The 22,922-nt window shown below is 61.1% G+C and carries 20 protein-coding genes, 1 tRNA gene and 3 pseudogenes; 9 read left to right on the forward strand and 15 right to left on the reverse strand.

Going from position 1 to position 22,922, the window contains the following annotated elements; translation table 11 throughout:
• Nucleotides 1-195 (reverse strand): annotated as a pseudogene (gene psrA / locus ACK59L_RS18485) (transcriptional regulator PsrA); the annotation flags it as partial.
• 229 nt (nucleotides 196-424) lie between these two features.
• Here psrA and lexA point away from each other — a divergent pair.
• Both lexA and sulA read left to right on the forward strand, forming a co-directional pair.
• Nucleotides 425-1,033 (forward strand): transcriptional repressor LexA, encoded by a 609-nt coding sequence (gene lexA / locus ACK59L_RS18490; RefSeq protein WP_023534260.1) that lies wholly within the window; start codon nucleotides 425-427, stop codon nucleotides 1,031-1,033.
• A 13-nt stretch (nucleotides 1,034-1,046) separates the two neighbouring features.
• Nucleotides 1,047-1,523, forward strand: coding sequence for an SOS-induced cell division inhibitor SulA (sulA, locus tag ACK59L_RS18495; RefSeq protein ID WP_100851174.1), 477 nt, complete (start codon nucleotides 1,047-1,049; stop codon nucleotides 1,521-1,523).
• A gap of 170 nt (nucleotides 1,524-1,693) precedes the next feature.
• Here the strand turns inward: sulA and ACK59L_RS18500 are convergent, their stop codons facing one another.
• The 7 genes from ACK59L_RS18500 to ACK59L_RS18530 form a co-directional block, all read right to left on the reverse strand.
• Nucleotides 1,694-1,927, reverse strand: a complete 234-nt coding sequence (locus ACK59L_RS18500; RefSeq protein WP_023534164.1) for a hypothetical protein — start codon at nucleotides 1,925-1,927, stop codon at nucleotides 1,694-1,696.
• A gap of 50 nt (nucleotides 1,928-1,977) precedes the next feature.
• Complete coding sequence (locus tag ACK59L_RS18505) at nucleotides 1,978-2,493, reverse strand: DUF6586 family protein (protein ID WP_409275258.1); 516 nt, start codon at nucleotides 2,491-2,493, stop codon at nucleotides 1,978-1,980.
• Between the two features lie 126 nt (nucleotides 2,494-2,619).
• Nucleotides 2,620-5,229: a type I DNA topoisomerase gene (topA, locus tag ACK59L_RS18510; protein WP_058606158.1), complete on the reverse strand. Its 2,610-nt coding sequence runs from the start codon at nucleotides 5,227-5,229 to the stop codon at nucleotides 2,620-2,622.
• Between the two features lie 100 nt (nucleotides 5,230-5,329).
• Nucleotides 5,330-5,581, reverse strand: coding sequence for a DUF1653 domain-containing protein (locus tag ACK59L_RS18515; protein WP_058606157.1), 252 nt, complete (start codon nucleotides 5,579-5,581; stop codon nucleotides 5,330-5,332).
• 81 nt (nucleotides 5,582-5,662) lie between these two features.
• Nucleotides 5,663-6,838 (reverse strand): acetyl-CoA C-acyltransferase FadA, encoded by a 1,176-nt coding sequence (gene fadA, locus ACK59L_RS18520; protein ID WP_409275261.1) that lies wholly within the window; start codon nucleotides 6,836-6,838, stop codon nucleotides 5,663-5,665.
• Between the two features lie 31 nt (nucleotides 6,839-6,869).
• Complete coding sequence (gene fadB, locus ACK59L_RS18525; RefSeq protein ID WP_409275263.1) at nucleotides 6,870-9,017, reverse strand: fatty acid oxidation complex subunit alpha FadB; 2,148 nt, start codon at nucleotides 9,015-9,017, stop codon at nucleotides 6,870-6,872.
• 524 nt (nucleotides 9,018-9,541) lie between these two features.
• On the reverse strand, nucleotides 9,542-9,979 hold the full coding sequence (locus tag ACK59L_RS18530) for a hypothetical protein (RefSeq protein WP_100851173.1): 438 nt from the start codon (nucleotides 9,977-9,979) through the stop codon (nucleotides 9,542-9,544).
• 110 nt (nucleotides 9,980-10,089) lie between these two features.
• Between ACK59L_RS18530 and ACK59L_RS18535 the strand changes: the two genes are divergently transcribed.
• A complete protein-coding gene (locus ACK59L_RS18535; RefSeq protein WP_058606178.1) occupies nucleotides 10,090-10,530 on the forward strand; it encodes a universal stress protein in 441 nt (146 codons plus the stop codon).
• A 116-nt stretch (nucleotides 10,531-10,646) separates the two neighbouring features.
• On the opposite strand, the gene ACK59L_RS18540 is transcribed toward ACK59L_RS18535, so the two are convergent.
• Nucleotides 10,647-12,572 (reverse strand): ATP-binding cassette domain-containing protein, encoded by a 1,926-nt coding sequence (locus ACK59L_RS18540; protein ID WP_409275266.1) that lies wholly within the window; start codon nucleotides 12,570-12,572, stop codon nucleotides 10,647-10,649.
• A gap of 223 nt (nucleotides 12,573-12,795) precedes the next feature.
• Here ACK59L_RS18540 and ACK59L_RS18545 point away from each other — a divergent pair, with 223 nt between their 5' ends.
• Nucleotides 12,796-14,721, forward strand: coding sequence for a transglycosylase SLT domain-containing protein (locus tag ACK59L_RS18545; protein ID WP_409275268.1), 1,926 nt, complete (start codon nucleotides 12,796-12,798; stop codon nucleotides 14,719-14,721).
• Nucleotides 14,722-14,783: 62 nt separating this feature from the next.
• On the opposite strand, the gene ACK59L_RS18550 is transcribed toward ACK59L_RS18545, so the two are convergent.
• Together ACK59L_RS18550 and ACK59L_RS18555 are read right to left on the reverse strand one after the other, a co-directional pair.
• Nucleotides 14,784-15,581: an MOSC domain-containing protein gene (locus tag ACK59L_RS18550; RefSeq protein ID WP_409275270.1), complete on the reverse strand. Its 798-nt coding sequence runs from the start codon at nucleotides 15,579-15,581 to the stop codon at nucleotides 14,784-14,786.
• A 55-nt stretch (nucleotides 15,582-15,636) separates the two neighbouring features.
• Nucleotides 15,637-16,572: a chemotaxis protein CheV gene (locus tag ACK59L_RS18555; RefSeq protein ID WP_058639664.1), complete on the reverse strand. Its 936-nt coding sequence runs from the start codon at nucleotides 16,570-16,572 to the stop codon at nucleotides 15,637-15,639.
• A 346-nt stretch (nucleotides 16,573-16,918) separates the two neighbouring features.
• Here ACK59L_RS18555 and ACK59L_RS18560 point away from each other — a divergent pair.
• From ACK59L_RS18560 to ACK59L_RS18570, 3 genes and pseudogenes are all read left to right on the forward strand, one after another.
• Nucleotides 16,919-17,326: pseudogene (locus tag ACK59L_RS18560) on the forward strand (histidine kinase); the annotation flags it as partial.
• A gap of 404 nt (nucleotides 17,327-17,730) precedes the next feature.
• Nucleotides 17,731-18,627, forward strand: coding sequence for a sensor histidine kinase (locus tag ACK59L_RS18565; protein ID WP_409275272.1), 897 nt, complete (start codon nucleotides 17,731-17,733; stop codon nucleotides 18,625-18,627).
• Complete coding sequence (locus tag ACK59L_RS18570) at nucleotides 18,617-19,276, forward strand: response regulator transcription factor (RefSeq protein WP_058639667.1); 660 nt, start codon at nucleotides 18,617-18,619, stop codon at nucleotides 19,274-19,276. Before ACK59L_RS18565 ends, ACK59L_RS18570 begins: the two co-directional genes overlap by 11 nt.
• On the opposite strand, the gene yegS is transcribed toward ACK59L_RS18570, so the two are convergent.
• From yegS to moaB, 3 genes are all read right to left on the reverse strand, one after another.
• The gene (yegS, locus tag ACK59L_RS18575) at nucleotides 19,260-20,147 is read right to left on the reverse strand and encodes a lipid kinase YegS (protein ID WP_058606173.1); all 888 of its coding nucleotides are present in this window, start codon (nucleotides 20,145-20,147) and stop codon (nucleotides 19,260-19,262) included. The genes ACK59L_RS18570 and yegS overlap by 17 nt on opposite strands.
• A gap of 124 nt (nucleotides 20,148-20,271) precedes the next feature.
• Complete coding sequence (glp, locus tag ACK59L_RS18580) at nucleotides 20,272-21,498, reverse strand: gephyrin-like molybdotransferase Glp (protein WP_409275275.1); 1,227 nt, start codon at nucleotides 21,496-21,498, stop codon at nucleotides 20,272-20,274.
• Nucleotides 21,482-22,021 (reverse strand): molybdenum cofactor biosynthesis protein B, encoded by a 540-nt coding sequence (gene moaB / locus ACK59L_RS18585; RefSeq protein ID WP_144967426.1) that lies wholly within the window; start codon nucleotides 22,019-22,021, stop codon nucleotides 21,482-21,484. Before moaB ends, glp begins: the two co-directional genes overlap by 17 nt.
• A gap of 183 nt (nucleotides 22,022-22,204) precedes the next feature.
• On the opposite strand from moaB, the gene ACK59L_RS18590 reads away from it, so the two are divergent.
• Together ACK59L_RS18590 and ACK59L_RS18595 are read left to right on the forward strand one after the other, a co-directional pair.
• On the forward strand, nucleotides 22,205-22,426 hold the full coding sequence (locus tag ACK59L_RS18590; RefSeq protein WP_023534255.1) for a YgdI/YgdR family lipoprotein: 222 nt from the start codon (nucleotides 22,205-22,207) through the stop codon (nucleotides 22,424-22,426).
• 81 nt (nucleotides 22,427-22,507) lie between these two features.
• Nucleotides 22,508-22,584: transfer RNA gene (locus ACK59L_RS18595), tRNA-Pro, on the forward strand.
• Between the two features lie 86 nt (nucleotides 22,585-22,670).
• Here the strand turns inward: ACK59L_RS18595 and ACK59L_RS18600 are convergent.
• Nucleotides 22,671-22,922 (reverse strand): annotated as a pseudogene (locus ACK59L_RS18600) (ABC transporter ATP-binding protein); the annotation flags it as partial.

Below are 22,922 nucleotides of genomic sequence, written 5' to 3' on the forward strand. Positions count from 1 at the left end.
GCAGAATGGCCCCAGGAAACGAGAGAAGACCGCTTGGATCAGCGCTTTCTTGGAACCGAAGTGGTAATTCACCGCCGCCAGGTTAACGCCGGCCTTGCTGGTGATCAGCCGCAACGAGGTTTCGGCGAACCCGCGCTCGGCGAACAGCTGCTCGGCAGCATCGAGGATGCGTTCAACGGTTTCCGATTGGGCCATGACTACTCCAAGCACTCCGCCATACAAACAGATGTTTGAAACATACGTTTCAACCCCCCGCCTGTCAAGCGTTCGTGACCGGCCGGTCAACCGTGTAATTGCAAGGGCGTTTGGCGGCGAACCCAGTGTGATCCGTGGCCATCAGCTGGCCTGGGCGGTGGGAGCGCTTGCGGCGCGCCGAATACTGTATATAATCCCAGTCACTGTACAAAAAGACAGAGCGCTGATCATGTTGAAACTGACGCCACGCCAAGCCGAAATCCTCGCCTTCATCAAGCGCAGCCTCGAGGACAACGGCTTTCCGCCGACTCGTGCCGAGATTGCCCAGGAGCTGGGCTTCAAGTCACCCAATGCCGCCGAAGAGCATCTCAAGGCGCTGGCCCGTAAAGGCGCTATCGAGATGACGCCAGGCGCCTCCCGAGGCATTCGCATTCCCGGCCTCGAAGCCAAGGCCGAAGAAGCCGGGCTCCCGATCATCGGCCGCGTTGCTGCCGGCGCCCCGATCCTTGCCGAGCAACATATCGAGCAATCCTGCAACATCAACCCAGCCTTCTTCCACCCCCAGGCCGACTATCTGTTGCGTGTGCACGGCATGAGCATGAAGAACGTCGGCATCCTCGATGGCGACCTATTGGCGGTGCATACCTGCCGCGAAGCCCGCAACGGCCAGATCGTCGTGGCGCGCATCGGCGACGAAGTCACCGTCAAGCGCTTCAAGCGCGAAGGCAACAAGGTTTGGCTGCTGGCCGAAAACCCGGAATTTGCCCCTATCGAAGTCAACCTGAAAGATCAGGAACTGGTGATCGAGGGCTTGAGCGTCGGCGTCATTCGCCGCTGAATCAGGAGGCGTCATGCAGCCATTCACCCATACAACCGAGCAAGTCCAGTTGCCGCTGTTCGAAGCATTCCTCGCCCAGCCTGTCCTGCCTGGCCTCAAGGCCAGCGAACTGGCGCGCAAGAGCGACATGCCCGACCTGTTCAGCGAATTGTCACTGCACGGCGCCCCTAGTCACTGTCACACCTTGCTGGCACCTGTGCTACGCGAACTCAGCGAAGAAGACGAAACACGCTGGTTGACCCTCATTGCACCACCGTCGAGCCTGACACAGGCCTGGCTGCGCAGGGCTGGGCTCAACCGCGAACGCATTCTGCTGCTTCATCCGCGGGGCAACCAGCTTCCCTTGCAGTTGGCGTGTGAAGCCTTGCGCCTGGGCCGTAGCCATACCGTGGTCAGCTGGTTGGGGAGCGTCAATGCCAACGCACGTCAGCTGCTGTTGCGTGCGGCAAGCGTAGGTAACGCGCAAAGCCTGAACATTCGTTTCGGCTGACACTGCGGCATTCGTACTACCGGCCTGACCGCTCCAGGCCATGCTCGCCCTGACGAGTAAAAAACGCCGACAAAGCGCAATGCTTTCCCGACACCCCCACACTCATCTGTTCGATACGTTTGCCGCCGACACCGGCCAGGCCGGTGGCAGCCATCTCACGACTGCGCGTTTCAGTGCAGAACGCGCGGCCCTTCGTCACGTTCAAGCTCGCCATCCACAAGCCGTCCAGCCATCTGCACACCCACGCTGAGCATGGCTTTGGCCACCTCGACGTGCTGACCCTGCAGGAATACTTTGGCATCCTCTGAGAAATCCAGGGTTACCAGTGAGCCTTCATCCTCGGCGCGACGCAGTTCGATGCGGCCATCAGGCAACTCGACAATTTCCAGAAAAGACGTAGACATAAAGGGCGGTTCTCCACGAAAGGCGAGCATTGTACCAGCGCTCGACGCTGTCAGCACTCACTCAACGCATCGCGAAAACGCCTGACGAGTGCCTTGAGATCGCTGCGCCACGCCTCAAGCTCGGCACGGGACAGCGGCGCAGGCACCTGCTCATCGAGGCTGACCGCCTGGATCAACGGCTGGGTGACGTCAGCCTTGGGTGGTTTGCGCATCACAGGCGCTCGGAACAAGTCAGCATAGGCCGCCAGCATCTGCGCCAGCCAGGTTTCCCGTTGCCGGGCAAGCTCCAGGAGCTCGGCAACTTCTGGTATGGCGATGCCATTGAAGGCGTCCTGCGCCAGGGCCTGCTCAACGCTTGCCAGCGCAGGCAAGCGGTAGTAACCACTGATTTCGTGACACAGGCCAAGCAAGGCACCATGCAGATGAAACAATGCCGACTCCCGCTCAGCCTGCACCAGCCCCTGGGCGTTCATGGCCTGGCTCTGTTCAGCCCTGGCCATCGATTCCAGTGCCAGCCCGGCAAAGTACAGTTTTTGATTAGTGCGGGTATAGAGCTCCTGGGCCATGTGCTGCCCTCCCATCAAGTGGCTTAGCGGATTGCTGCATCATAAATGAAAGGGGCCGTGCTGCGGCCTTTCGTGATATCAGCTCACGAAAGACCGCAGCACGGCCCCATCCCTGGACGCTAGAACTCAGCGCTTGTCTTCGACTTTCCAGGCCTTGCCATCGTAAAACGCTTTCCAACCCGTGGGCTTGCCGTCCACTTCCGACTGGACGTACTGCTCCTTGGTCTTGCGGCTGTAGCGAATTACGGTTGGTCGACCCTCGGGATCTTTCTGCGGCGCTTCGCACAAGAAATGGTACTTCGGATCGATTTCATGTTTGTGCGGGACAATCTCGCACACCAGGGGCGCACGTGTCTCGCGGTTCTTCGGGAACTGGCTGGCAGCCAGGAACAGCCCCGAAGCACCATCGCGCAGCACATAGGTGTCGTCCACCTTCTCGCACTTAAGCTCGGGCATGTCGACTTTGTCCATTTTCGGCGGCGCCGCTTCACCGCTTTTAAGCAGCTTGCGGGTGTTCTTGCACGCAGGGTTGGTGCACCCGAAGAACTTGCCGAACCGTCCGGTCTTGAGCTGCATTTCGCTGCCGCACTTGTCGCACTCAAGGCTTGGGCCTTCGTAGCCCTTGATGCGATAGCTGCCCTCTTCGATCTCGTAACCCGGGCAATCAGGGTTGTTCCCGCAAATGTGCAGCTTGTGCTTTTCATCGAGCAGGTAAGCGTCCATTGCCGTTGCGCAAACTGGGCAGCGGTGCTTGCCAAGCAGCACGCGCGACTCCGATTCGCCCTCATCGTCAGCAGCGATCTCGTCACCAGGCACGAGGTTGACCGTGGACTTGCAGCGCTCTTTAGGTGGCAGGCTGTAACCGGAGCAGCCCAGGAACACGCCCGTGGACGCTGTACGAATCATCATCGGGCGACCGCACTCCTTGCAAGGAATGTTGGTCATCGTCGGCTGATTGGCACGCATGCCGTGTTCGCTGGATTCGGCCGTCTGCAATTTCTTGCTGAAGTCGCCGTAGAACTCGTCCAGCACGTTCTTCCAGTCGCGCTCGCCGTGGGCGACGTCGTCGAGGTTTTCCTCCATGCCGGCGGTGAAACCGTAGTCCATCAAATTGGAGAAACTCTCGGAGAGCCGCTCGGTCACGATGTCGCCCATCTTTTCCGAATAGAAGCGACGGTTGTGCAACGTCACATAGCCACGGTCCTGAATGGTCGAGATGATCGCCGCGTAGGTCGATGGTCGGCCAATGCCGCGTTTTTCCATTTCCTTGACCAGGCTGGCCTCGGTGAACCGGGCAGGCGGCTTGGTGAAGTGCTGGCTAGGGTCAAGCTGCATCAGCTTGAGCGCCTCACCCTGCACCATCTCAGGCAGCACGTCGTCTTCGCCAGGCTTGCTCTGCTGCGGCAACACGCGGGTGTAACCGTCAAACTTCAGGATGCGGCCCTTGGCACGCAGCTCGAAGCTGCCCGCGGCCACGGTCACGCTGGTGGACAGGTACTGGGCCGGCGGCATCTGGCAGGCCAGGAACTGACGCCAGATCAGCTCGTACAACCGCTCGGCATCGCGCTCCATACCGCTGAGCTTGGTCGGGTGAGTGCTCACGTCCGACGGCCGGATGGCTTCGTGCGCCTCCTGAGCCCCTTCCTTGCTGCCGTACACCTGCGGCGTTTCGGGCAGGTATTGCTTGCCGAATTCGCGCTCGATGTAGCTGCGCGCCATTTCCAGCGCATCGCTCGACAAGTTGGTCGAATCGGTACGCATGTAGGTGATGTAACCCGCTTCATACAGACGCTGGGCCATCATCATGGTTTTCTTCACGCCGAACCCCAGACGATTGCTCGCTGCCTGTTGCAGGGTCGAGGTGATGAAGGGCGCCGATGGCTTGCTGCTAGTCGGGCGGTCTTCACGCTTGACGACGCTGTAGCTCGATGCCTTGAGCTTCTCCAGCGCGGCCATGGCCTGGGTTTCGTTCAGCGGCTTGAAGGCCTCGCCATTTTCACGGGCGACTTCGAAGCGAACCTTGGCGTTCTTGGCGGTGCCGAGATCGGCATGGATTTCCCAGTATTCCTGAGGAATGAAGGCGCGAATCTCGCGTTCACGCTCGACCACCAGCTTGACGGCTACCGACTGCACCCGCCCGGCCGACAGGCCACGGGCAATCTTGGACCACAGCAGCGGGGACACCATGTAGCCCACCACACGGTCGAGAAAACGACGCGCCTGCTGCGCGTTGACCCGATCAATGTCGAGCTCACCAGGCTGCGAAAACGCTTCCTGAATGGCCTTCTTGGTGATTTCGTTGAACACCACGCGCTTGTAGCGGGTATCGTCGCCACCGATGGCCTCACGCAGGTGCCAGGCGATTGCCTCCCCTTCGCGGTCCAAGTCGGTCGCGAGGTAGATGGTGTCGGCATCCTTGGCCAGGCGGCGCAGCTCGTCGATCACCTTTTCCTTGCCAGGAAGGATCTCGTACTTGGCTTTCCAGCCCTGGTCCGGGTCGACGCCCATGCGTGCAACCAATTGGCGGCGCGCCTTCTCTTTGGGCGAAAGGGCCGGTGCCTCACCTGCCGCCTTGCCACGCTTGGCGGCCGGCTCTTTGCTCGCGCTCGCCGAACCGCTGGTGGGAAGGTCTCGGATATGGCCGATACTCGACTTCACCACGTACTGGTTGCCCAGGTACTTGTTGATGGTCTTGGCCTTGGCCGGGGATTCCACAATGACCAGCGATTTGCCCATGGATCGGAGTATTCCTGAATCTGAAGATTGAAAACACGTCAGGTACCAGACGCGGCACCGCTATATATAGTGGCGAAACTGCGAGGTCAAGTTCAGAACATCACGCCTGCGACTTGGCCGACGTCCCGCACAACCCTTCTTCGGCCTTGATCAACGCAAAGCGTGGCACCTGTTCGCCGTCGACTTCCACCGACTCGCGGAACATCGACAGCGGGCGCACCCAGAAGCTGTAATCACCATACAGGCATTGGTAGAACACCATCCACTCCTCGCTCTCAGAGTGCCGCGCAACACTGAACACACGGTACTCCGGGCCTTTGTAATGCCGGTACACACCTGGCTGGATCTGCATGTGGACTACCTCCTGGTTCGATTGAAACCGAAAAAAGAAAACCGGGGCACAAGGCCCCGGTCGCTGTTCTTCTCCTGCGCCTTAGACGCGTTCGAATACAGTGGTAATACCTTGGCCAAGGCCGACACACATGGTCGCAATCCCCAGCGTGCCGCCATTTTGCTTCATGACGTTGAGCAGGGTGCCGGAAATACGCGCCCCGGAGCAACCAAACGGGTGGCCCAAGGCGATCGCACCGCCGTGCAGGTTAACCTTCTCATTGATCTTGTCGAGCACTTTCAAGTCTTTCAACACAGGCAGTGCCTGTGCGGCGAACGCCTCGTTGAGTTCGATGAAGTCGATGTCGGCCATGCTCAAGCCCGCGCGCTTGAGGGCTTTCTGGGTGGCCGGCACTGGGCCATAGCCCATGATCGCGGGGTCGACGCCAGCCACAGCCATGGAACGAATGACCGCCAGAGGCTCGATACCCAGGTCCATTGCACGCTGCCCCGACATCACGATCATGCACGACGCGCCGTCGGTGATCTGGGAAGAAGTGCCTGCGGTCACGGTTCCGCCTTTGGGGTTGAAGGCCGGCTTGAGCGACGCAAGGCCCTCGAGGGTGGTTTCCGGACGAATGGTTTCGTCGAAGTCGAACACTTTCAGGAAACCATTCTCGTCATACCCCTGCATGGGGATGATCTCATCCTTGAACTTGCCCTCCACGGTGGCCTTGTGCGCCAGCTGGTGCGAGCGCAGGCCGAACTGGTCCTGCTGCTCACGCGTAATGCCGTGCATCTTGCCCAGCATCTCGGCCGTCAGACCCATCATGCCCGAAGCCTTGGCCGCATGCAGCGCCAGATGCGGGTTGGGATCTACGCCATGCATCATGCTCACGTGCCCCATGTGCTCGACGCCGCCTACCACGAACACGTCGCCGTTGCCGGTCATGATCGCCTGGGCGGCGGTGTGCAGCGCGCTCATCGACGAGCCGCACAACCGGCTGACGGTCTGCGCCGCGGACGTGTGCGGGATCTGGGTCATCAGCGATGCCATGCGGGCGATGTTCCAGCCCTGCTCCAGGGTCTGGTTCACACAGCCCCAGATCACGTCCTCGACTTCCTTGGGATCGACCTTGTCGTTGCGCTCAAGCAACTTGCTGATCAGGTGCGCCGACATGTCTTCGGCGCGGGTATTACGGTGCATGCCACCCTTGGAGCGGCCCATTGGCGTGCGACCGAAGTCGACGATCACCACGTCTCTTGGATTAAGGCTCATATCAAATCTCTCGCTCTAGCTCGTTGACCGCTCAGTTGAAGAAGCGCTGGCCCGTCTTGGCCATCTCACGCAGCTTGGCGGTCGGGTGGTACAGCGGCCCCAGGTCGGCGTAGCGATCGGCCAGGGCGACGAATTCGGCTACACCCAGGGTATCGATGTAGCGCAGCGCACCGCCGCGGAAGGGTGGGAAGCCAATGCCGTAGACCAGGCCCATGTCCGCCTCGGCGGCGGTCTCGACGATGCCATCTTCAAGGCAGCGCACGGTTTCCAGGCACAGCGGGATCATCATCCAGTTGACGATGTCCTCGTCACTGACTTCACGCTGCTCGTACACGATGGGCTTGAGCACCTCGAGCACGCTGGCATCGGCGACCTTTTTCGGCTTGCCGCGCTTGTCGGTTTCATAGGCGTAGAAGCCCTTGCCGTTTTTCTGGCCCAGGCGGTTGGCATCGTACAAGGCGTCGATGGCCGAGCGGCGCTCATCCTTCATACGATCGGGGAACCCCTCGGCCATGACGTCACGGCCATGATGCCCGGTGTCGATGCCCACCACGTCCATCAGGTACGCTGGGCCCATGGGCCAGCCGAATTTTTCCATGACCTTGTCGATGCGCACGAAGTCCACCCCCGCACTGACCAGCCTGGCGAAGCCGCCGAAGTACGGGAACAGGACGCGGTTGACCAAAAACCCTGGGCAGTCGTTGACCACGATCGGGTTCTTGCCCATTTTCTTGGCGTAGGCGACGGTGGTGGCGACGGCCGTTTCACTGGATTTTTCGCCACGAATCACTTCCACCAGCGGCATCATGTGCACCGGGTTGAAGAAGTGCATGCCCACGAAGTTTTCCGGGCGCTTCAGCGCTTTTGCCAGCAGATTGATGGAAATGGTCGAGGTATTGGATGCCAGGATCGCATCCTCCCTCACCTGCCCTTCCACCTCGGCAAGCACGGCCTGCTTGACCTTCGGGTTTTCGACCACTGCCTCGACCACGATGTCTACGTGGGCGAAATCACCGTAGGACAGCGTCGGGCGAATCGCGTTGAGCGCCTGGGCCATCTTGGCCGGTGTCAGCCGACCTTTCTCGACCCGATTGCCCAGCAGTTTGGACGCTTCGTTCAACCCAAGCTCGATGGCCTCTTCGCGGATATCCTTCATCAGGATCGGGGTGCCCTTGACCGCCGACTGATAGGCGATGCCACCGCCCATGATACCGGCGCCCAGCACGGCCGCCTGCTTGACGTCACGGGCAATCTCGTCATGGGCCTTGGCCTTGCGCTTGAGTTCCTGATCGTTCAGGAACAAGCCGATCAAGCTCTGTGCGACCGACGTCTTGGCCAGCTTGGCAAAGCCCGCCGCTTCGATTTCCAGTGCCTTGTCACGACCGAAGTTGGCCGCTTTCTGAATGGACTTGATCGCCTCGACAGGCGCTGGGTAATTCGGGCCTGCCTGCCCAGCGACGAAGCCTTTGGCGGTTTCGAAGGCCATCATCTGTTCGATGGCATTGAGCTTGAGTTTTTCGAGCTTGGGTTGGCGCTTGTCCTTGTAGTCCAGCTCGCCGCTGATGGCGCGCTTGATCAGGTCCAGAGCACCGGCCATGAGCAACTCGGGCGCGACCACGGCATCGACGGCACCCACTTTCAGGGCGTCTTCGGCACTGTTTTCCTTGCCCGCGGCGATCCACTCGACGGCATTGTCCGAGCCGATCAGGCGCGGCAGGCGCACGGTGCCACCAAAGCCTGGGTAGATGCCCAGTTTCACTTCGGGCAGGCCGATGCGCGCGGTGGTGGCCATGATGCGGTAGTCGGCTGCCAGGCACATCTCCAGGCCACCGCCCAGGGCGATACCGTTGATGGCCGCAACCGTGGGCACCTGAAGGTCTTCGAATGCGTTGAAGATACGGTTGGCTTCCAGGCTGCCGGCGACCAATTCGGCCTCGGGCAACTTGAAGTTGTCGACGAACTCGGTGATGTCGGCACCAACGATGAACACGTCCTTGCCGCTGCTGACGATGACACCCTTGACCGACGCATCGGCCTGGATGGCATCTACAGCCTGGCGCAGCTCGCTCAGGGTCAGGCGGTTGAACTTATTGACGGACTCACCCTTGAGGTCGAACTTGAGCTCGACGATGCCACTTTCAAGAGCCTTAACCGTGATGGCTTTACCTTCGTAAATCATCAACTGATCTCCAAGATATGGAAGCTAAACTGTACACGCCGATCGCTGCGGCACCGCAGCCATCATGGCCACCTGCCCCAGGCACACCCGTCAGCGCGCGAGTCGAGCGCATGAATGAGTGACGTGCAATGCAAACGCTCAATTCATACGCCCGTTTGATTTGGGTGTGCACACATTCTCCGAAAAGATCTGCATTGTCAAATGCTGCACCCACGGCAGAAAAGCCGACTTTGCGGTCACTTTCCACAGGCCGGGCACGACCGATCATGGGGCTGATCGCTGGCCATTCATGCTGGCAATTTTCAAACCTTGTCAGCCTTGGCGTGCTCTGCAGTCTGGCTGATCCGGGCACAAGCGCCAGCCCCTGCATGACGCGATGAATTCACTGGCCTGCCCCGCCTTCGCTTGAGGCAGAACGACAAAGCGGCGATTGAGCAGGCCCCTGTCAGGGACCGCCGAATCGCCGCTGTGTCGTTGCACCGCATGTCAGGGGGCCTTGGACAGCCCGCCGAGTGCCTTTGGGGTCAGGCCAGTGTCTCCAGTACATAGGCAACATCCTGCAATACAGCCGTATCTCCGCGCTCCGTCCAGTAGAGCGCTATCATCCGCGCATCGGCCTCGACCTTGTAGGCGCTTGCCGGCAGACGGGCCAGCGCTTGCATGAAGCGTGGGTCTTCGCACGGCTCTCGCCACTGGTTCCACCATACGCCAGGGCTGATCTGCCAGAAGCTGAAGCTGTCGACATGCCCCCGCTTGCGGGCCCGGTGATATTGCGGGCATGGGCTCGGCGGCTGCTTTTCCAACCAGTGCGGCCACTGCTGAGGCGCCAGCTGCATGGCCAGACCCATGCGCCGCGCCTCCAGGCGCAAGCGCATCTGCTCGCTCTGATTGCGCGAGTTGCGCAGCCAAGAAAGCGGGCTGAGAATCAGCGCAAGGATTGACACCACCAGCAATACCGTCATATCAGTAGTTCCCATAAACCGTTGCAAATGAGCTGGTTAGCCATTTTTCACGCATGACCCGCCCGAAAGCGACCATACTTCTTCTATAGCGATTGCCTGGAGTACAGCTCATGACCTACCAACATCTGCTGGTCGCCGTCGACCTGACGGAAGAATGCGACCCTGTGATCAAGCGCGCCATGGCGCTGGCCCAGCCAACCAATGCCAAGGTCTCACTGGTGCACATCGTCGAACCCATGGCCATGGCGTTTGGCGGGGACGTGCCGATGGATCTGTCGCAATTGCAACAGCAGCAGTTCGACCAGGCCAAGGAACGCATGGATCGCCTGTTCAACAAATATCCGGACATTCAGCGCGGCGACTCGCACTTGACCTACGGACAGCCCCGTCAGGAAATCCATCAATTGGCCAAAGACCAGAAATGCGACCTGATCGTCGTGGGCAGCCATGGTCGCCACGGCCTGGCGCTGCTACTGGGCTCCACGGCCAATGACGTTTTGCATGGCGCACCCTGCGATGTGCTGGCAGTGCGACTGCAGAAAAAGGACTGAACCTGTCCATCCCGGCACGTCCAGCCGCAACGCCAGGTGCCTCGGGGTTGTCTCCTCCCTCCGGCACCTGGTAGCGGGCTCGCCCGCCACGCGCAGGCCCTAAGCGTCCTGTCTGCTTAGCCTTCCAGCTCGGCCCAGCGTTCCACCAGGGCATCGAGCTCACCTTGCAGCTTCTCGATGTTCGCCAGCACCGCTGATGTCTCCGCGATCGGACGTTGGTAGAAACCGGCCGCGCTCACCTCTTCCTGCGCCTGGGCCATGCGCTGTTCCAGCGCGTCGATCTGACCTGGCAGCATCTCCAGCTCACGCTGCAGCTTGTAGCTGAGCTTTTTCTTCGACTCCTCGATCACTGGCGCAGCGACGGCTTGCGGCTTGGCCTCGACCTTCTCCACCACCGCACTGTTGAGCGCCGACTTGCCGCCCTTGCTCTCGGTGACCCCAAGCAGCTTTGGCGAACCGCCCTGACGAATCCAGTCTTCGTAACCGCCCACGTACTCGCGGACCAGGCCATCGCCTTCGAACACCAGGGTGCTGGTCACGACGTTGTCGAGAAACGCTCGGTCGTGGCTGACCATCAGCACGGTACCCTTGTAGTTGGAGAGCACCTCTTCGAGCAACTCGAGGGTTTCCACGTCCAGGTCGTTGGTGGGTTCGTCAAGCACCAAGAGGTTGGCCGGCTTACTGAACAGCTTGGCCAGCAGCAGACGCGCACGCTCGCCGCCGGACAATGCCTTGACCGGGGTGCGGGCCCGCTGCGGGCTGAACAGGAAGTCACCCAGGTAGCTCAGCACATGCCGGTTCTGCCCCTCGATCTCGATGAAGTCACGGCCTTCGGCGAGGTTGTCGATGACGGTCTTTTCCAGGTCCAGCTGATGGCGCATCTGGTCGAAATAGGCGACTTCAAGCTTGGTGCCGCGCTCGATCTTGCCCGACGTGGGCTCCAGATCACCCAGCATCAGCTTGAGCAAGGTGGTCTTGCCGGTGCCGTTGGCCCCCAGCAGACCTATACGGTCCTGGCGCTGCAGCACCATGGAAAAATCCTTGACCAGCATCGGCCCGTCCGGGTGCGAGAAGCTGACGTGCTCGAGCACCATGACCTGTTTGCCCGACTTGTCGGCCGCCTCGATCTGGATGTTGGCCTTGCCCTGCCGCTCCCGGCGCTCGCCGCGCTCAACGCGCAGCGCCTTGAGCGCCCGCACGCGGCCCTCGTTACGGGTGCGACGGGCCTTGATGCCTTGGCGGATCCACACCTCTTCCTGGGCCAGGCGTTTGTCGAACAGGGCGTTGGCGGTTTCCTCGGCGGCCAGCGCGGCCTCCTTGTGCACCAGGAAACTGGCGTAGTCGCCGTTCCAGTCGATCAGGCCGCCCCGGTCCAGCTCGAGGATGCGGGTGGCCAGGTTCTGCAGGAAGGATCGGTCGTGGGTGATGAACAACACAGCGCCGTTGAACCCGCGCAGTGCTTCCTCAAGCCAGGCGATGGCACCGATGTCCAGGTGGTTGGTCGGTTCATCGAGCAGCAACAGGTCGGGCTCGGACACCAGTGCCTGGGCCAGCAATACACGACGGCGCCAGCCGCCGGACAACTCCGCCAGGGTCTTGTCCGCCGGCAACTGCAGGCGGCTCAGGGTGCTTTCAACCACCTGCTGCAGGCGCCAGCCATCGCGGGCCTCCAGCTCGTGCTGCACGTGCATCAGTTTCTCCAGGTCTTCATCGCCCTGGATGTTCTGACTCAGGTGATGAAACTGTGCCAACAGCTCGCCAACGCCATCCAGGCCTGCCGCCACCACGTCGAACACCGTGCGCTCGTCGGCCAATGGCAGTTCCTGGGGCAACTCGCCGATCTTCAGCCCCGGGGCGCGCCAGATGTCGCCGTCATCGCCTTTCTGCTCGCCTTTGACCAGGCGCAGCATGCTCGACTTGCCGGTGCCGTTGCGGCCGATGATGCACACCCGCTCGCCACGAGCGATCTGCCAGGACACCTTGTCCAGCAGCGGCATGGCGCCGAATGCGAGGGACACATCGCTGAATTTGAGCAGGGTCATGTTCGTCTCCATAAATCGGGCGCGCATTCTACCTGAGTTGGCCCTGCGCCGACATCCGCAAGGCCAGCGCCTGCCACCCACGGCGACATCCGGTCGAACTTAATATCCCGATACAAGCACAGTGCTTTCACCTGTCATCCGCAAACGGCTAAGCTAGGGCCATTGTTCCCAACAGTGCTGGCCCCGCCGCCACTTTCCCATGGTTCAACTGCCCGGACGTATCATGCGCAGCCGCCTGTTACAAATTGCTTCATGCCTGTTGCTCACCGCTGCCACCGGCGCGGCCCAGGCCACCGACATCACCGTGCAACGTCAATACTACGATGAAGCCAAGCGTGCGCTGGCCAAGGGCGACAAAGGCCCGTACCTGCGCTATGCCCAGGCGTTGAGCGACTATCCGCTGACACCCTACCTGGCCTATGACGAACTGACCGCGCGCCTGAAATCTGCCAGCAACGAGGAGATCGAGGGTTTCCTGGCCAAGCACGGCGACCTGCCGCAAGCCAACTGGATGAAACTGCGCTGGTTGCGCTGGCTGGCCGAACGCGGCGAGTGGCAGACCTTCGCCAACTACTACGATCCCAAGCTCAACTTCACCGAGCTCGACTGCCTGAACGGCCAGTACCAGCTTAGCCACGGGATGCGCACCGAAGGCTTTGCCACGGCAGACAAGCTGTGGTCGGTGGGCAAGTCCCAGCCTGCTGCCTGCGACCCGTTGTTCGACATGTGGGCCGCAGAGGGGCAACTCACGGAGGGCAAACGCTGGGAACGAGCCAAGCTTGCTGCCCAGGCGCGCAACTACGGCCTGGCCGAGAACCTTGTCAAGACCCTGACCACGCTGGCGCCACAAGGCCGCCTGCTGATCGATGTGGCGCAGAAACCCGAACTGCTCAACCAGCCATCACGCTTCACCCAGGCCGACGAGGCCACCTCGGACGTCGTCAGCCTCGGCCTGCGCCGCCTTGCACGGCAGGACCCGGAGCGCGCCATGGGGCTGCTTGACGACTATGCCCAGCGCATGCACTTTTCCCGCGATGAAAAAGTGGCCATTGCCCGCGAGATCGGCCTGACCCTGGCCCGGCGCTATGACCCGCGCGCGCTTGACCTGATGACCCGCTACGACCCAGAGCTGCGGGACGACACCGTCAGTGAATGGCGCTTGCGCCTGTTGCTGCGCCTGGGCCGCTGGGAAGACGCCTACGCACTCACCAAGCGCCTGAGCGGCGACCTGGCCCAGAGCAGTCGCTGGAAGTACTGGCAGGCGCGCAGCCTGGAGCTGGCACAGCCGAAGAATCCGCAAGTCCCGCAGTTGTACAAGGCCGTTGCCCGCGAGCGTGATTTCTATGGCTTCCTGGCTGCGGACCGTGCGCAAGCCCCTTACCAGCTGAACAACAAGCCCCTGGTGCTCAGCCCACAGCTGGTCAAGAAAGTGCGCAATACCCCTGGCATCCAACGCGCCCTTGAATTCCATGCTCGCGGTCAGATCGTCGAAGGTCGCCGCGAGTGGTATCACGTTAGCCGTCACTTCAACCGCGACGAAATGGTCGCCCAGGCGCGCCTGGGTTACGAGTTGCGCTGGTATTTCCCGGCCATTCGCACCATCAGCCAGGCCAAGTACTGGGATGACCTGGATGTGCGCTTCCCGATGGCGCACCGCGACACCCTGGTACGCGAAGCCAAGGTGCGCGGCCTGCACTCTAGCTGGGTGTTCGCAATCACCCGTCAGGAAAGCGCCTTCATGGAGGATGCTCGCTCCCCAGTGGGCGCCAGCGGGCTTATGCAGTTGATGCCTGCTACAGCCAAAGAAACGGCGCGCAAGTTCAGTATCCCACTGGCATCGCCCGCACAGGTCCTGAACCCGGACAAGAACATCCAACTGGGGGCCGCCTACCTCAGCCAGGTGCACAGCCAGTTCAACGGCAACCGAGTACTGGCGTCAGCGGCTTACAACGCAGGCCCAGGCCGCGTGCGGCAATGGCTCAAAGGTGCCAAGCACCTGAGCTTCGACGTGTGGGTCGAGTCCATTCCGTTCGATGAAACCCGTCAGTACGTTCAGAACGTGCTGTCCTACTCGGTGATCTACGGGCAGAAGCTCAACATGCCACAACCTCTGGTGGACTGGCACGAGCGCTACTTCGACGACATGTAAGGGCCACTGCCGGCTGATCAAGCCTGGGCGCCGGCCACACCGGCGTCCAGCTGCCCGGCGACTCAGAGCACCTGCACCTTCATGCCAACTTCCAGGTGCCCGCTGCCATCGGCGGCCAGGTTTTGCCCAAACAGTATGTCCCCTTCCTTTTCCCGGAACGTGCGAAGCGTGGTCATGGGCTCCCGGTCAGGGCTGCGCTGCCCTGTAGCAGGGTCGATGGTGGTGAAAATACAGCGCACGCTTGGCTTCAGAACACGAAACTCCACCGTGCCGATGCGAAGGCGTTTCCAGCCATCCTCTGCAAAAGCCTCGGCCCCTTGAACCACCAGGTTGGGCCTGAAACGCAGCATGTCCATGGGCCGGCCGATACGGCGATCGAGCTCATCGAGCGACCCCTGGCCAATGAGCAACAACGGGAAACCGTCGGGAAAGGCGGCACGGTCACGGTCGGTGCCATAGCCATTGGGCAGGTACCTGGCCCGCTGCTGCGGGCAGTAGACCAACCTCACCGGTTTGCCTAGCCAGCCACTGAGCCAGGCGGCGGCCTGATCGCCGGCATCCGGCACGCGCAAGGTGTCGCGCCACAAGGTCACCCCTCGCAGCGGGGCATCCTCGGCTGGGGCCACCACATTCAGCGGCACTTGCCCAGGCGCCCGCAGCAACAGTGCCCCGCCTGACTCCACTGCCTCGAGCTGCCCGAGCTGCGGCCAGGCACGCTGGGTCAGGAAGCGCCCGTTTTCTTCCTCCACCAGCATCCAGCGACGGTCTCCTTCCAGTCCAAGCAGACCGACGGGAGAGGCTTGCAGGCTTTGTGCACGCCCTGACTTGACCGGATACCGATAGAGCTCGCTAAGAAACATCCCTGCCGCCTCATAACTCATCAAAACGTCAGCTTATACCCGGCAGGGCGCGCGATCACGCGTTGGTGTTGTCCAGCAACAGGCGCTGCTTGACCACATCGACCAGACGATCAGGCTGAAACTTGGACAGAAAATTGTCGCAACCCACCTTCTTGACCATGGATTCGTTGAAGCTGCCCGACAGAGACGTGTGCAGAACGACGTACAGCTTGCGCAGGCGCGCATCCTCGCGGATCTCGGTTGTCAGGCGATAACCGTCCATTTCCGGCATTTCAGCATCCGTGAAGATCATCAATAGCTTTTCGCACATGTCCTCCCCGGCATCGGCCCAAGCCTTGAGCATGCGCAATGCCTTGAGGCCATCACTGGCAACGTGCAGTTTCATCCCCAACTGCGAGAGCGTGTCGCGCAACTGGGCCAGGGCCACGCTGGAATCGTCCACCAGCAGCACCTCGCGACCACGTGCCCTTGCCAGAACCGGATCGGCCAACTTCTCGCCCGAAACGCGAGCGTTGTACGGCACGATTTCAGCGAGCACCTTTTCCACATCGATCACCTCTACCAGCTTGTCGTCCACCTTGGTGATGGCGGTCAGGTAATGCTGACGGCCGGCACTGGTCGGTGGCGGCATGATGGACTCCCAGTTGAGGTTGACGATGCGGTCGACCCCGCCCACCAGAAACGCCTGCACCGAGCGGTTGTATTCAGTGACGATGATGGTGCTGTCAGGGCCAGGCTGAATGGGGCGCATGCCGATTGCCTGGGACAGGTCGATGACCGGGAGGGTCTGGCCTCGCAGGTTGACAACACCGCAGACGAACGCGTGGCGCTGCGGCATCAGGGTCAGCTTGGGCAGCTGTAACACCTCCTGCACCTTGAAGACGTTGATCGCGAAAAGCTGACGCCCAGCCAGCCGGAACATCAGGATTTCCAGCCGGTTCTCACCTACCAGTTGTGTGCGTTGGTCTACCGTGTCGAGAATGCCAGCCATTGGTAAGCCCCCAGGCTCATGTCGAAAATATGCGCGATTGTGTGTGTATCGGCAGTTGGCGTAGCATCTTGATCCCTAGTAAACGCTACACCCCTCCCTTATTTGATGTCACTTTAACAGCATGCTTAACGGGTTTCCTAATGCCACTCCCGCGGGCTGAAAAGTTCCGCTTTTTTCTTGCCTATCAGGGAAACCCCTAGCGGCACTCAGGTACAACCTGATGTTCGCTCTATCTTTTAGCCATTAATGTGACGCCATTCTCACTGCATGAATGGAGTCAGGCTTTGCTAGCTACCGTAACGGCGTGCCCGTCTCTATCGCCTGTCCTGCCCATGGAGGCGCCATGATGGACAGTGCCTTACCCTTCTCGGAGGCGCTTGAAGGTTTTCGCGAGAAGGCTCAGAAGCGCCTCTACAGAGCAGAGGACTGCTTGCAGCATCTTGAGCTCATCGAAAATGACCCTGATGCCTGTAGGTGCCTGGACGCTGCGTTAAGCGACTTGGCACATGACGCACAGCGTTTGGGGCTGCTTGAAGTGGCCCACTTCACTACTTCTCTTCAGCAGATACTGGCACCCTGCTGCCAAGGCGCGTGCCTGCATCTTGACACGCTGCGTACTGCTGCTGCATGCCTGAGGCTGCTGGCCTGGCAGCTCGAGCTACTGGACGCACACACGGGGCGGCTGGACCTGGACGCTGGAGAACAATTTGTGTTGCTGGGCGAACTGGCCAGGGCGGTTCGATCTTCTCTGGCATAAGCCTGGGTAACAGGTGACGGTGCAGCGCATGACCGCCAAGAGCCCGACCTTGGCGACAAACCGTAGGGCAATTTGCCACCCTGCAGTGGCATGCCTGAAGTGCAACTTTGGCGAAACTGGAAAGTTGTAGCTTCAATTTACAAAGTTGTAGGAAATAGCCTCAGACAAGCAAGTCAGGCGCCGCTATGGGGTAATTCACAACAATAAGAATTATCTAGATGAAGTCGTCTTCGGCGGCGACCTCGGGAATTCGAGGTGATAGTATGCCCCACCGAAACGCTTCAACTTGACACAAGGTTGAATGAACCGTGGTCGAAAAAACATCGAAAGTACGGCGCAAAAGCCTCTGAGCAGTAATGTGCAAGGCCTCCATCAGCAATACTTCAGCGGCTCCCCTACCTATGTTCCCACGCTTGATGACCTCTTTTCGTTGTAGCCCCCCGTACACCAGGCTGTGCTGGGCCACGGCAGGCATCAGTGTGGTTTCCTGCATCGCCTGCCTGGTGTTGCACCTGGCTGAGCGCCCCGTACCCATCAGCCTGGTGTTGCTGCAACTGACCGGTGTACTGGTCGCTGCCGTGCAACTGCGTACGGGGGCGCGCTCGATCAGCTTGCGCCCTGCGGAACTCGCCGAGCGCCTGCTGAAAGTGCAAGAAGATGAACGCCAGCACCTGAGCCGGGAGCTTCATGACGACATCGGCCAGCTGCTGACCGCTGCGAAATTGCAGCTGCAATGGCTGCAGCGGCGAACGCCCGGGGATGTGCAGGGGCATTGCGATGCCTTGCATGCCACGCTGGACGAGACGTTGAGCGCTGTGCGCGACGTATCTGCCCTGCTCAACCCCCGTCAGCTGGCCAGCCTTGGTCTTGAGGCCAGCCTGCGCGCGCACTTGCTGCGCACCTTGGACGGTAGCGGCGTGCAATGGAGCCTGTCTTGCAAGCAACGCCTTGGGGGCATTGCCGAAAATGTCGCAATGGCAGTGTTTCGCATCACCCAGGAGGCGGTGACCAACATGTTGCGCCACGCTGGGGCGCGCAATCTCGTCATCCACCTACGGCGTACGGAGCTGGGCCTGGCGTTGTCGATCGAGGACGATGGCTGCGGCTTCAAGCTTGCCAGAGACCCGCACCTTGCCAGTCAGCGTGGGCTGGCTGGCATGCTCGAGCGGGTCACTGCCCTTGACGGCAGCTTGAAGATTACCAGCGATGTTGGCCAGGGCACCCGCATCGACGCCGTGTTCCCCTGGCCGCCCCGTAGCCGGCAACGCGCTGACCGAGTGGATACCCATGACCTGTAGATTGTTGCTGGTGGATGACCATTCGTTGATCAGGGCGGGGGTCCGCGCCCTGGTCAGTGACATACCCGGGTACGAGGTAGTCGGCGAGGCCGACGATGGCGGGCAGTTGCTGGATCAGGCGCGGACGTTGATGCCCGATATCATCCTGCTGGACCTCTCCATGCGATCAACCAGCGGGCTGGACGCTCTTACCCAGCTCAATGCCAGCGGCAGCGCCTGCAAGGTGCTGATCCTCTCCATGCACACGGACCCGGAGTTGATCATGCGCGCCCTTGAAGGCGGTGCCCATGGGTATCTGCTCAAGGACACCAGCGCCTCTGAACTTGAGCAAGCCCTGAGTGCTGTGCGCAACGGGGAGCGCTACCTAAGCCCGGCCATTGCCCACACCGTCATCAATCAGGCCTTGCGTCATACTAGACCCGCCAGACGTCCGGCGTGCGAGCGACACAACCTGACTGCCAGGCAGCTGGAGATTCTGCGCCTGATCGTGCGCGGCAAGTCCACCCGCGAAATCGCCAACGGTCTGGGGCTGTCGATCAAGACAGTCGAAACCCATCGCTCGCAAGTGATGAAACGTCTGCAAATTCACGACGTCGCCGGGCTGGTGCTGTTCGCGGTGCGCGAAAAGATCATCAGCCTCGATGACTGAGTAATGGACAGCCTTGCGGCAGGTGCAGGCGCAACGCCTGGGGCCGCGCTTCGAAACGCAGGCTGTCCGCCTTGAGCGGTTCGCCATCGAGGTTGATATCAAGGCCCTGTTGACTGTTGATCTCTACCCACGGCAACCGTGTGCGAATGAACAGCCCATCGCCTGCCAGCAAATCGCGTAATGCGCCGACTACTTCCTGCGGCTTGGGCAGGATCGCAACATCCAGCAACCCGTCATCTACCACCGCATCCGGACACAACTCCTGCCCTCCCCCGGCCTGGCGACCGTTGCCGATCCCTAGCGCCAGCAGCTCACCCTGCCAATGGAAATCCGGGCCTTTCAACTCGACCGAGGCTGCCTCCAGTTCACTGAAGCGTGACAAGCCGGTGAACACGTAGGCGGCGGCCCCCATCAACTTCTTCAGGTCTTCGGACGTACTGGCTGTGACTTGGCTGCCAAAGCCCCCGGTCGCCATGTTAAGGAACAGTTGCTCGCCCACTTGCCCAAGATCAACTGCCTGCGCCGGTTCATTGAGCAGCGCCAGTGCCTGGGCAGGCTCCAGCGCAATACCGGCCGCCTTGGCAAAGTCGTTGGCGGTTCCAAGCGGCAGCAACACCAGGCTGGCTTCGGTGCCCGCCAGGCCCATGGCTTCGGCCACATCCCGCAAGGTGCCGTCACCACCGCCGGCGACAATGTGACTGTAACCGGCGGCAAGTGCCTCCTTGACCAGGCGCTGGGCATCACCGCCCTCCCAGGTTACGCGCACGTCCAATGCCCAGCCAGTGTCGCGCAGATCGTGCACGGCGGTGCGTACGTCTTCGTTCATGGCTTGCTTGCCGTGCAGAATCAGCATTGCCTTGCGCGCTTGCATGTAGGTGCCTCCATAATTGACCACCTGCATCTTGACTCTTAGCCGTTACCAATTGTTGCACGGTCGTTCAAATATTGCGGCGCAGGGCTCGCGCACTGGACCGAGCCTGCGCCGTTGGCGTGCGTCAACCGAGTAGGTCACTGAAGGGAATGAAGGGTACGAGGTCACCTTGACCAGGCGTAGTGCCCTCCTGCACCTCGACCAGCCCATCGGCCCACACTGCGCTGCGCAACACGCCAGAGCTCTGGTTAGGGTAAAGGCACACCTTGCCCTGCTCGATGCGCGCACGCAGGTACTCACGCCGTGACCCAGCTTTGGGCCAATCGAAACCGGCGGGCAGGCACACGCGCAGCGGGGCGACGTCGATCACACCCTGACGGCGCAACAAGTAGGGGCGCGCCAGCAGGCCGAAGGTCACCAGGGTAGAGGCCGGGTTACCGGGCAGGCCGATCACCGGCACGCCCTGGAAGTGGCCGAAGGTCAACGGTTTGCCGGGTTTGATCGCCAGTTTCCACAAGGCCAGCTCACCGGCCTCGCGCAGGGCCGCGCCCAGATAATCGGCCTCGCCCACCGACACGCCACCTGTCGAGAGGATCAGGTCCACCCCTTGCAACTGAGCCAGGCTCGCGCGGGTACGGGCCAAGTCATCAGGCAGGATACCGGCGTCGGTGACGTCGCATCCCAGGCGCTGCAACCAACTCACCAGCAAGCGACGATTACTGTTGTAGATTTGCCCAGGCCCCAGCGGCAGCCCTGGCTCGACCAGTTCATCCCCAGTCGACAGCACTGCCACCCGCACCCTGCGTACCACATCGAGCTGACCATGACCCAGGGTGGCGGCCAAGCCCAACTCGATTGGCCCAAGACGCGTGCCGGCGTCGAGCACCTGCTCACCCTTGCGGGTTTCCTGTCCTTGCGGGCGAATGTTCTGCAGCGCCTTGAGGGGGTGCAGGAACTGCACATGGCCATTGGCATGAACCTGGGTGTTTTCCTGCATCTCCACGCAGTCGGCGCCTTCGGGAACCGGTGCACCCGTGAAGATCCGCGCACAGGTGCCAGGCTGCAGTGGGCCAGGTGCGTGGCCGGCGAAGATTCTCTGGCTGACCGGCAGCGGCGCCCCCTGCCAGTCGGCCCGGCGCAGGGCATAGCCGTCCATTGCGCTGTTGGGCCAAGGCGGCAGATCCAGCGAAGCCACCAGGGCAGTGGCCAGCACTCGGCCTTGTGCCTCGGCCAACGCCACGCGCTCGGTGTCGCGAATCGGCGCGGCATCTGCCAAGGCCAGCAATTGCTCGAGGGCCTGTTCCACCGGCATCAGTGGCCTGGGCTGCACGGCCTCAGCCACGGCTTTCACAGGCCGCCGCCTGCTTCAGATGGGCGACGAAATTGCAGGGACGGTGCCGTGCATCGAGCTGTTCGGCCAGGATACCGTCCCAACCGGTGCGCACCGCATTGGTCGAGCCGGGCAGGCAACACACCAGGGTACCGTTGGCCAACCCTGCCAGTGCCCGCGATTGCACGGTCGAGGTACCGATATCCGCCACGGAGATCTGCCTGAACAGCTCGCCAAAGCCGTCGACCTGCTTGTCGAGCAGGCAAGTAACCGCCTCAGGCGTACTGTCACGTCCGGTAAAACCGGTACCGCCAGTAATGAGCACCACCTGCACGGTGTCATCGGCGATCCAGGTCGCGACCTGGGCGCGGATCTTGTAGAGATCATCCTTGAGCAGTGCGCGTTGGGCGAGCCGGTGGCCCGCCGCTGTCAGCCGGTCTACGAAGACCTGGCCCGATGTATCGTTGTCGAACGTGCGGGTGTCGCTGACCGTGAGCACGGCGATATTGAGAGGAACGAACGGGGTGTCTGCCGAGGCTTTCATAGGTATCGGTCACTGGTAATGGCAATGACGGCAGTTATATCACAGGGCACCCCCGCCGGCGTGGGGAGCGCTGTCTTCACTGGATCGCGCCGAGCGAATGCCGTTATGCTGCACGCGCAAGGAACTTGCACTAACGTCCCGCGTCTTAACAGTCATCTTGCACCATCGCACTGGAGAAACACGATGATCAAACGGACCCTTCCCGCCTTTATGCTCGCCCTGGGCCTGGCTGCCCTGGCCGGTTGCTCGACCCCAACCGTCATCACTTTGAACGACGGTCGCGAAATCCAGGCGGTGGACAAGCCGTCCTATGATGAAGATTCCGGCTTCTACGAGTTCGAGCAGCTCGATGGCAAGCGCATGCGTCTGAATAAAGACCAGATTCGCACCGTCAAAGAACTCTGATAGCCCCTCCGAGTTGGCCAAAGCTTCGTTCTTTTACAAGGACTTGCGGGCAAATTTCGGATGCAGTAGGATTTTGTTCATCGGAGTGTAGCGCAGCCAGGTAGCGCGTCTCGTTCGGGACGAGAAGGCCGCAGGTTCGAATCCTGTCTCTCCGACCAAATCCTAAAAAAACCCGCCTTGTGCGGGTTTTTTGTTGTTCATGATTCAGGCTCGTACCTGCATCGCGCACCAGCCGGCCAGCCTTTCAAGCGGACGTAAATTGCAGCGCTGCCAGCCGTGCATACAACGGGTTGGCTTCAATCAGCTCACTGTGGGTCCCAGTGGCGACCACTTTGCCTTGATCGACCACGGCAATGCGGTCGGCGTGTTGTACCGTGGCCAAACGGTGCGCGATCACTACCGTTGTCCGCCCCGCCATCAGGCGCGGCAAAGCTTGCTGGATCAGGTGTTCACTGTGAGCGTCGAGCGCACTGGTCGCCTCGTCAAGCAGCAGGAC

The organism is Pseudomonas sp. KCJK9111 (assembly GCF_046231935.1).
GTDB lineage: Bacteria > Pseudomonadota > Gammaproteobacteria > Pseudomonadales > Pseudomonadaceae > Aquipseudomonas > Aquipseudomonas parafulva_B.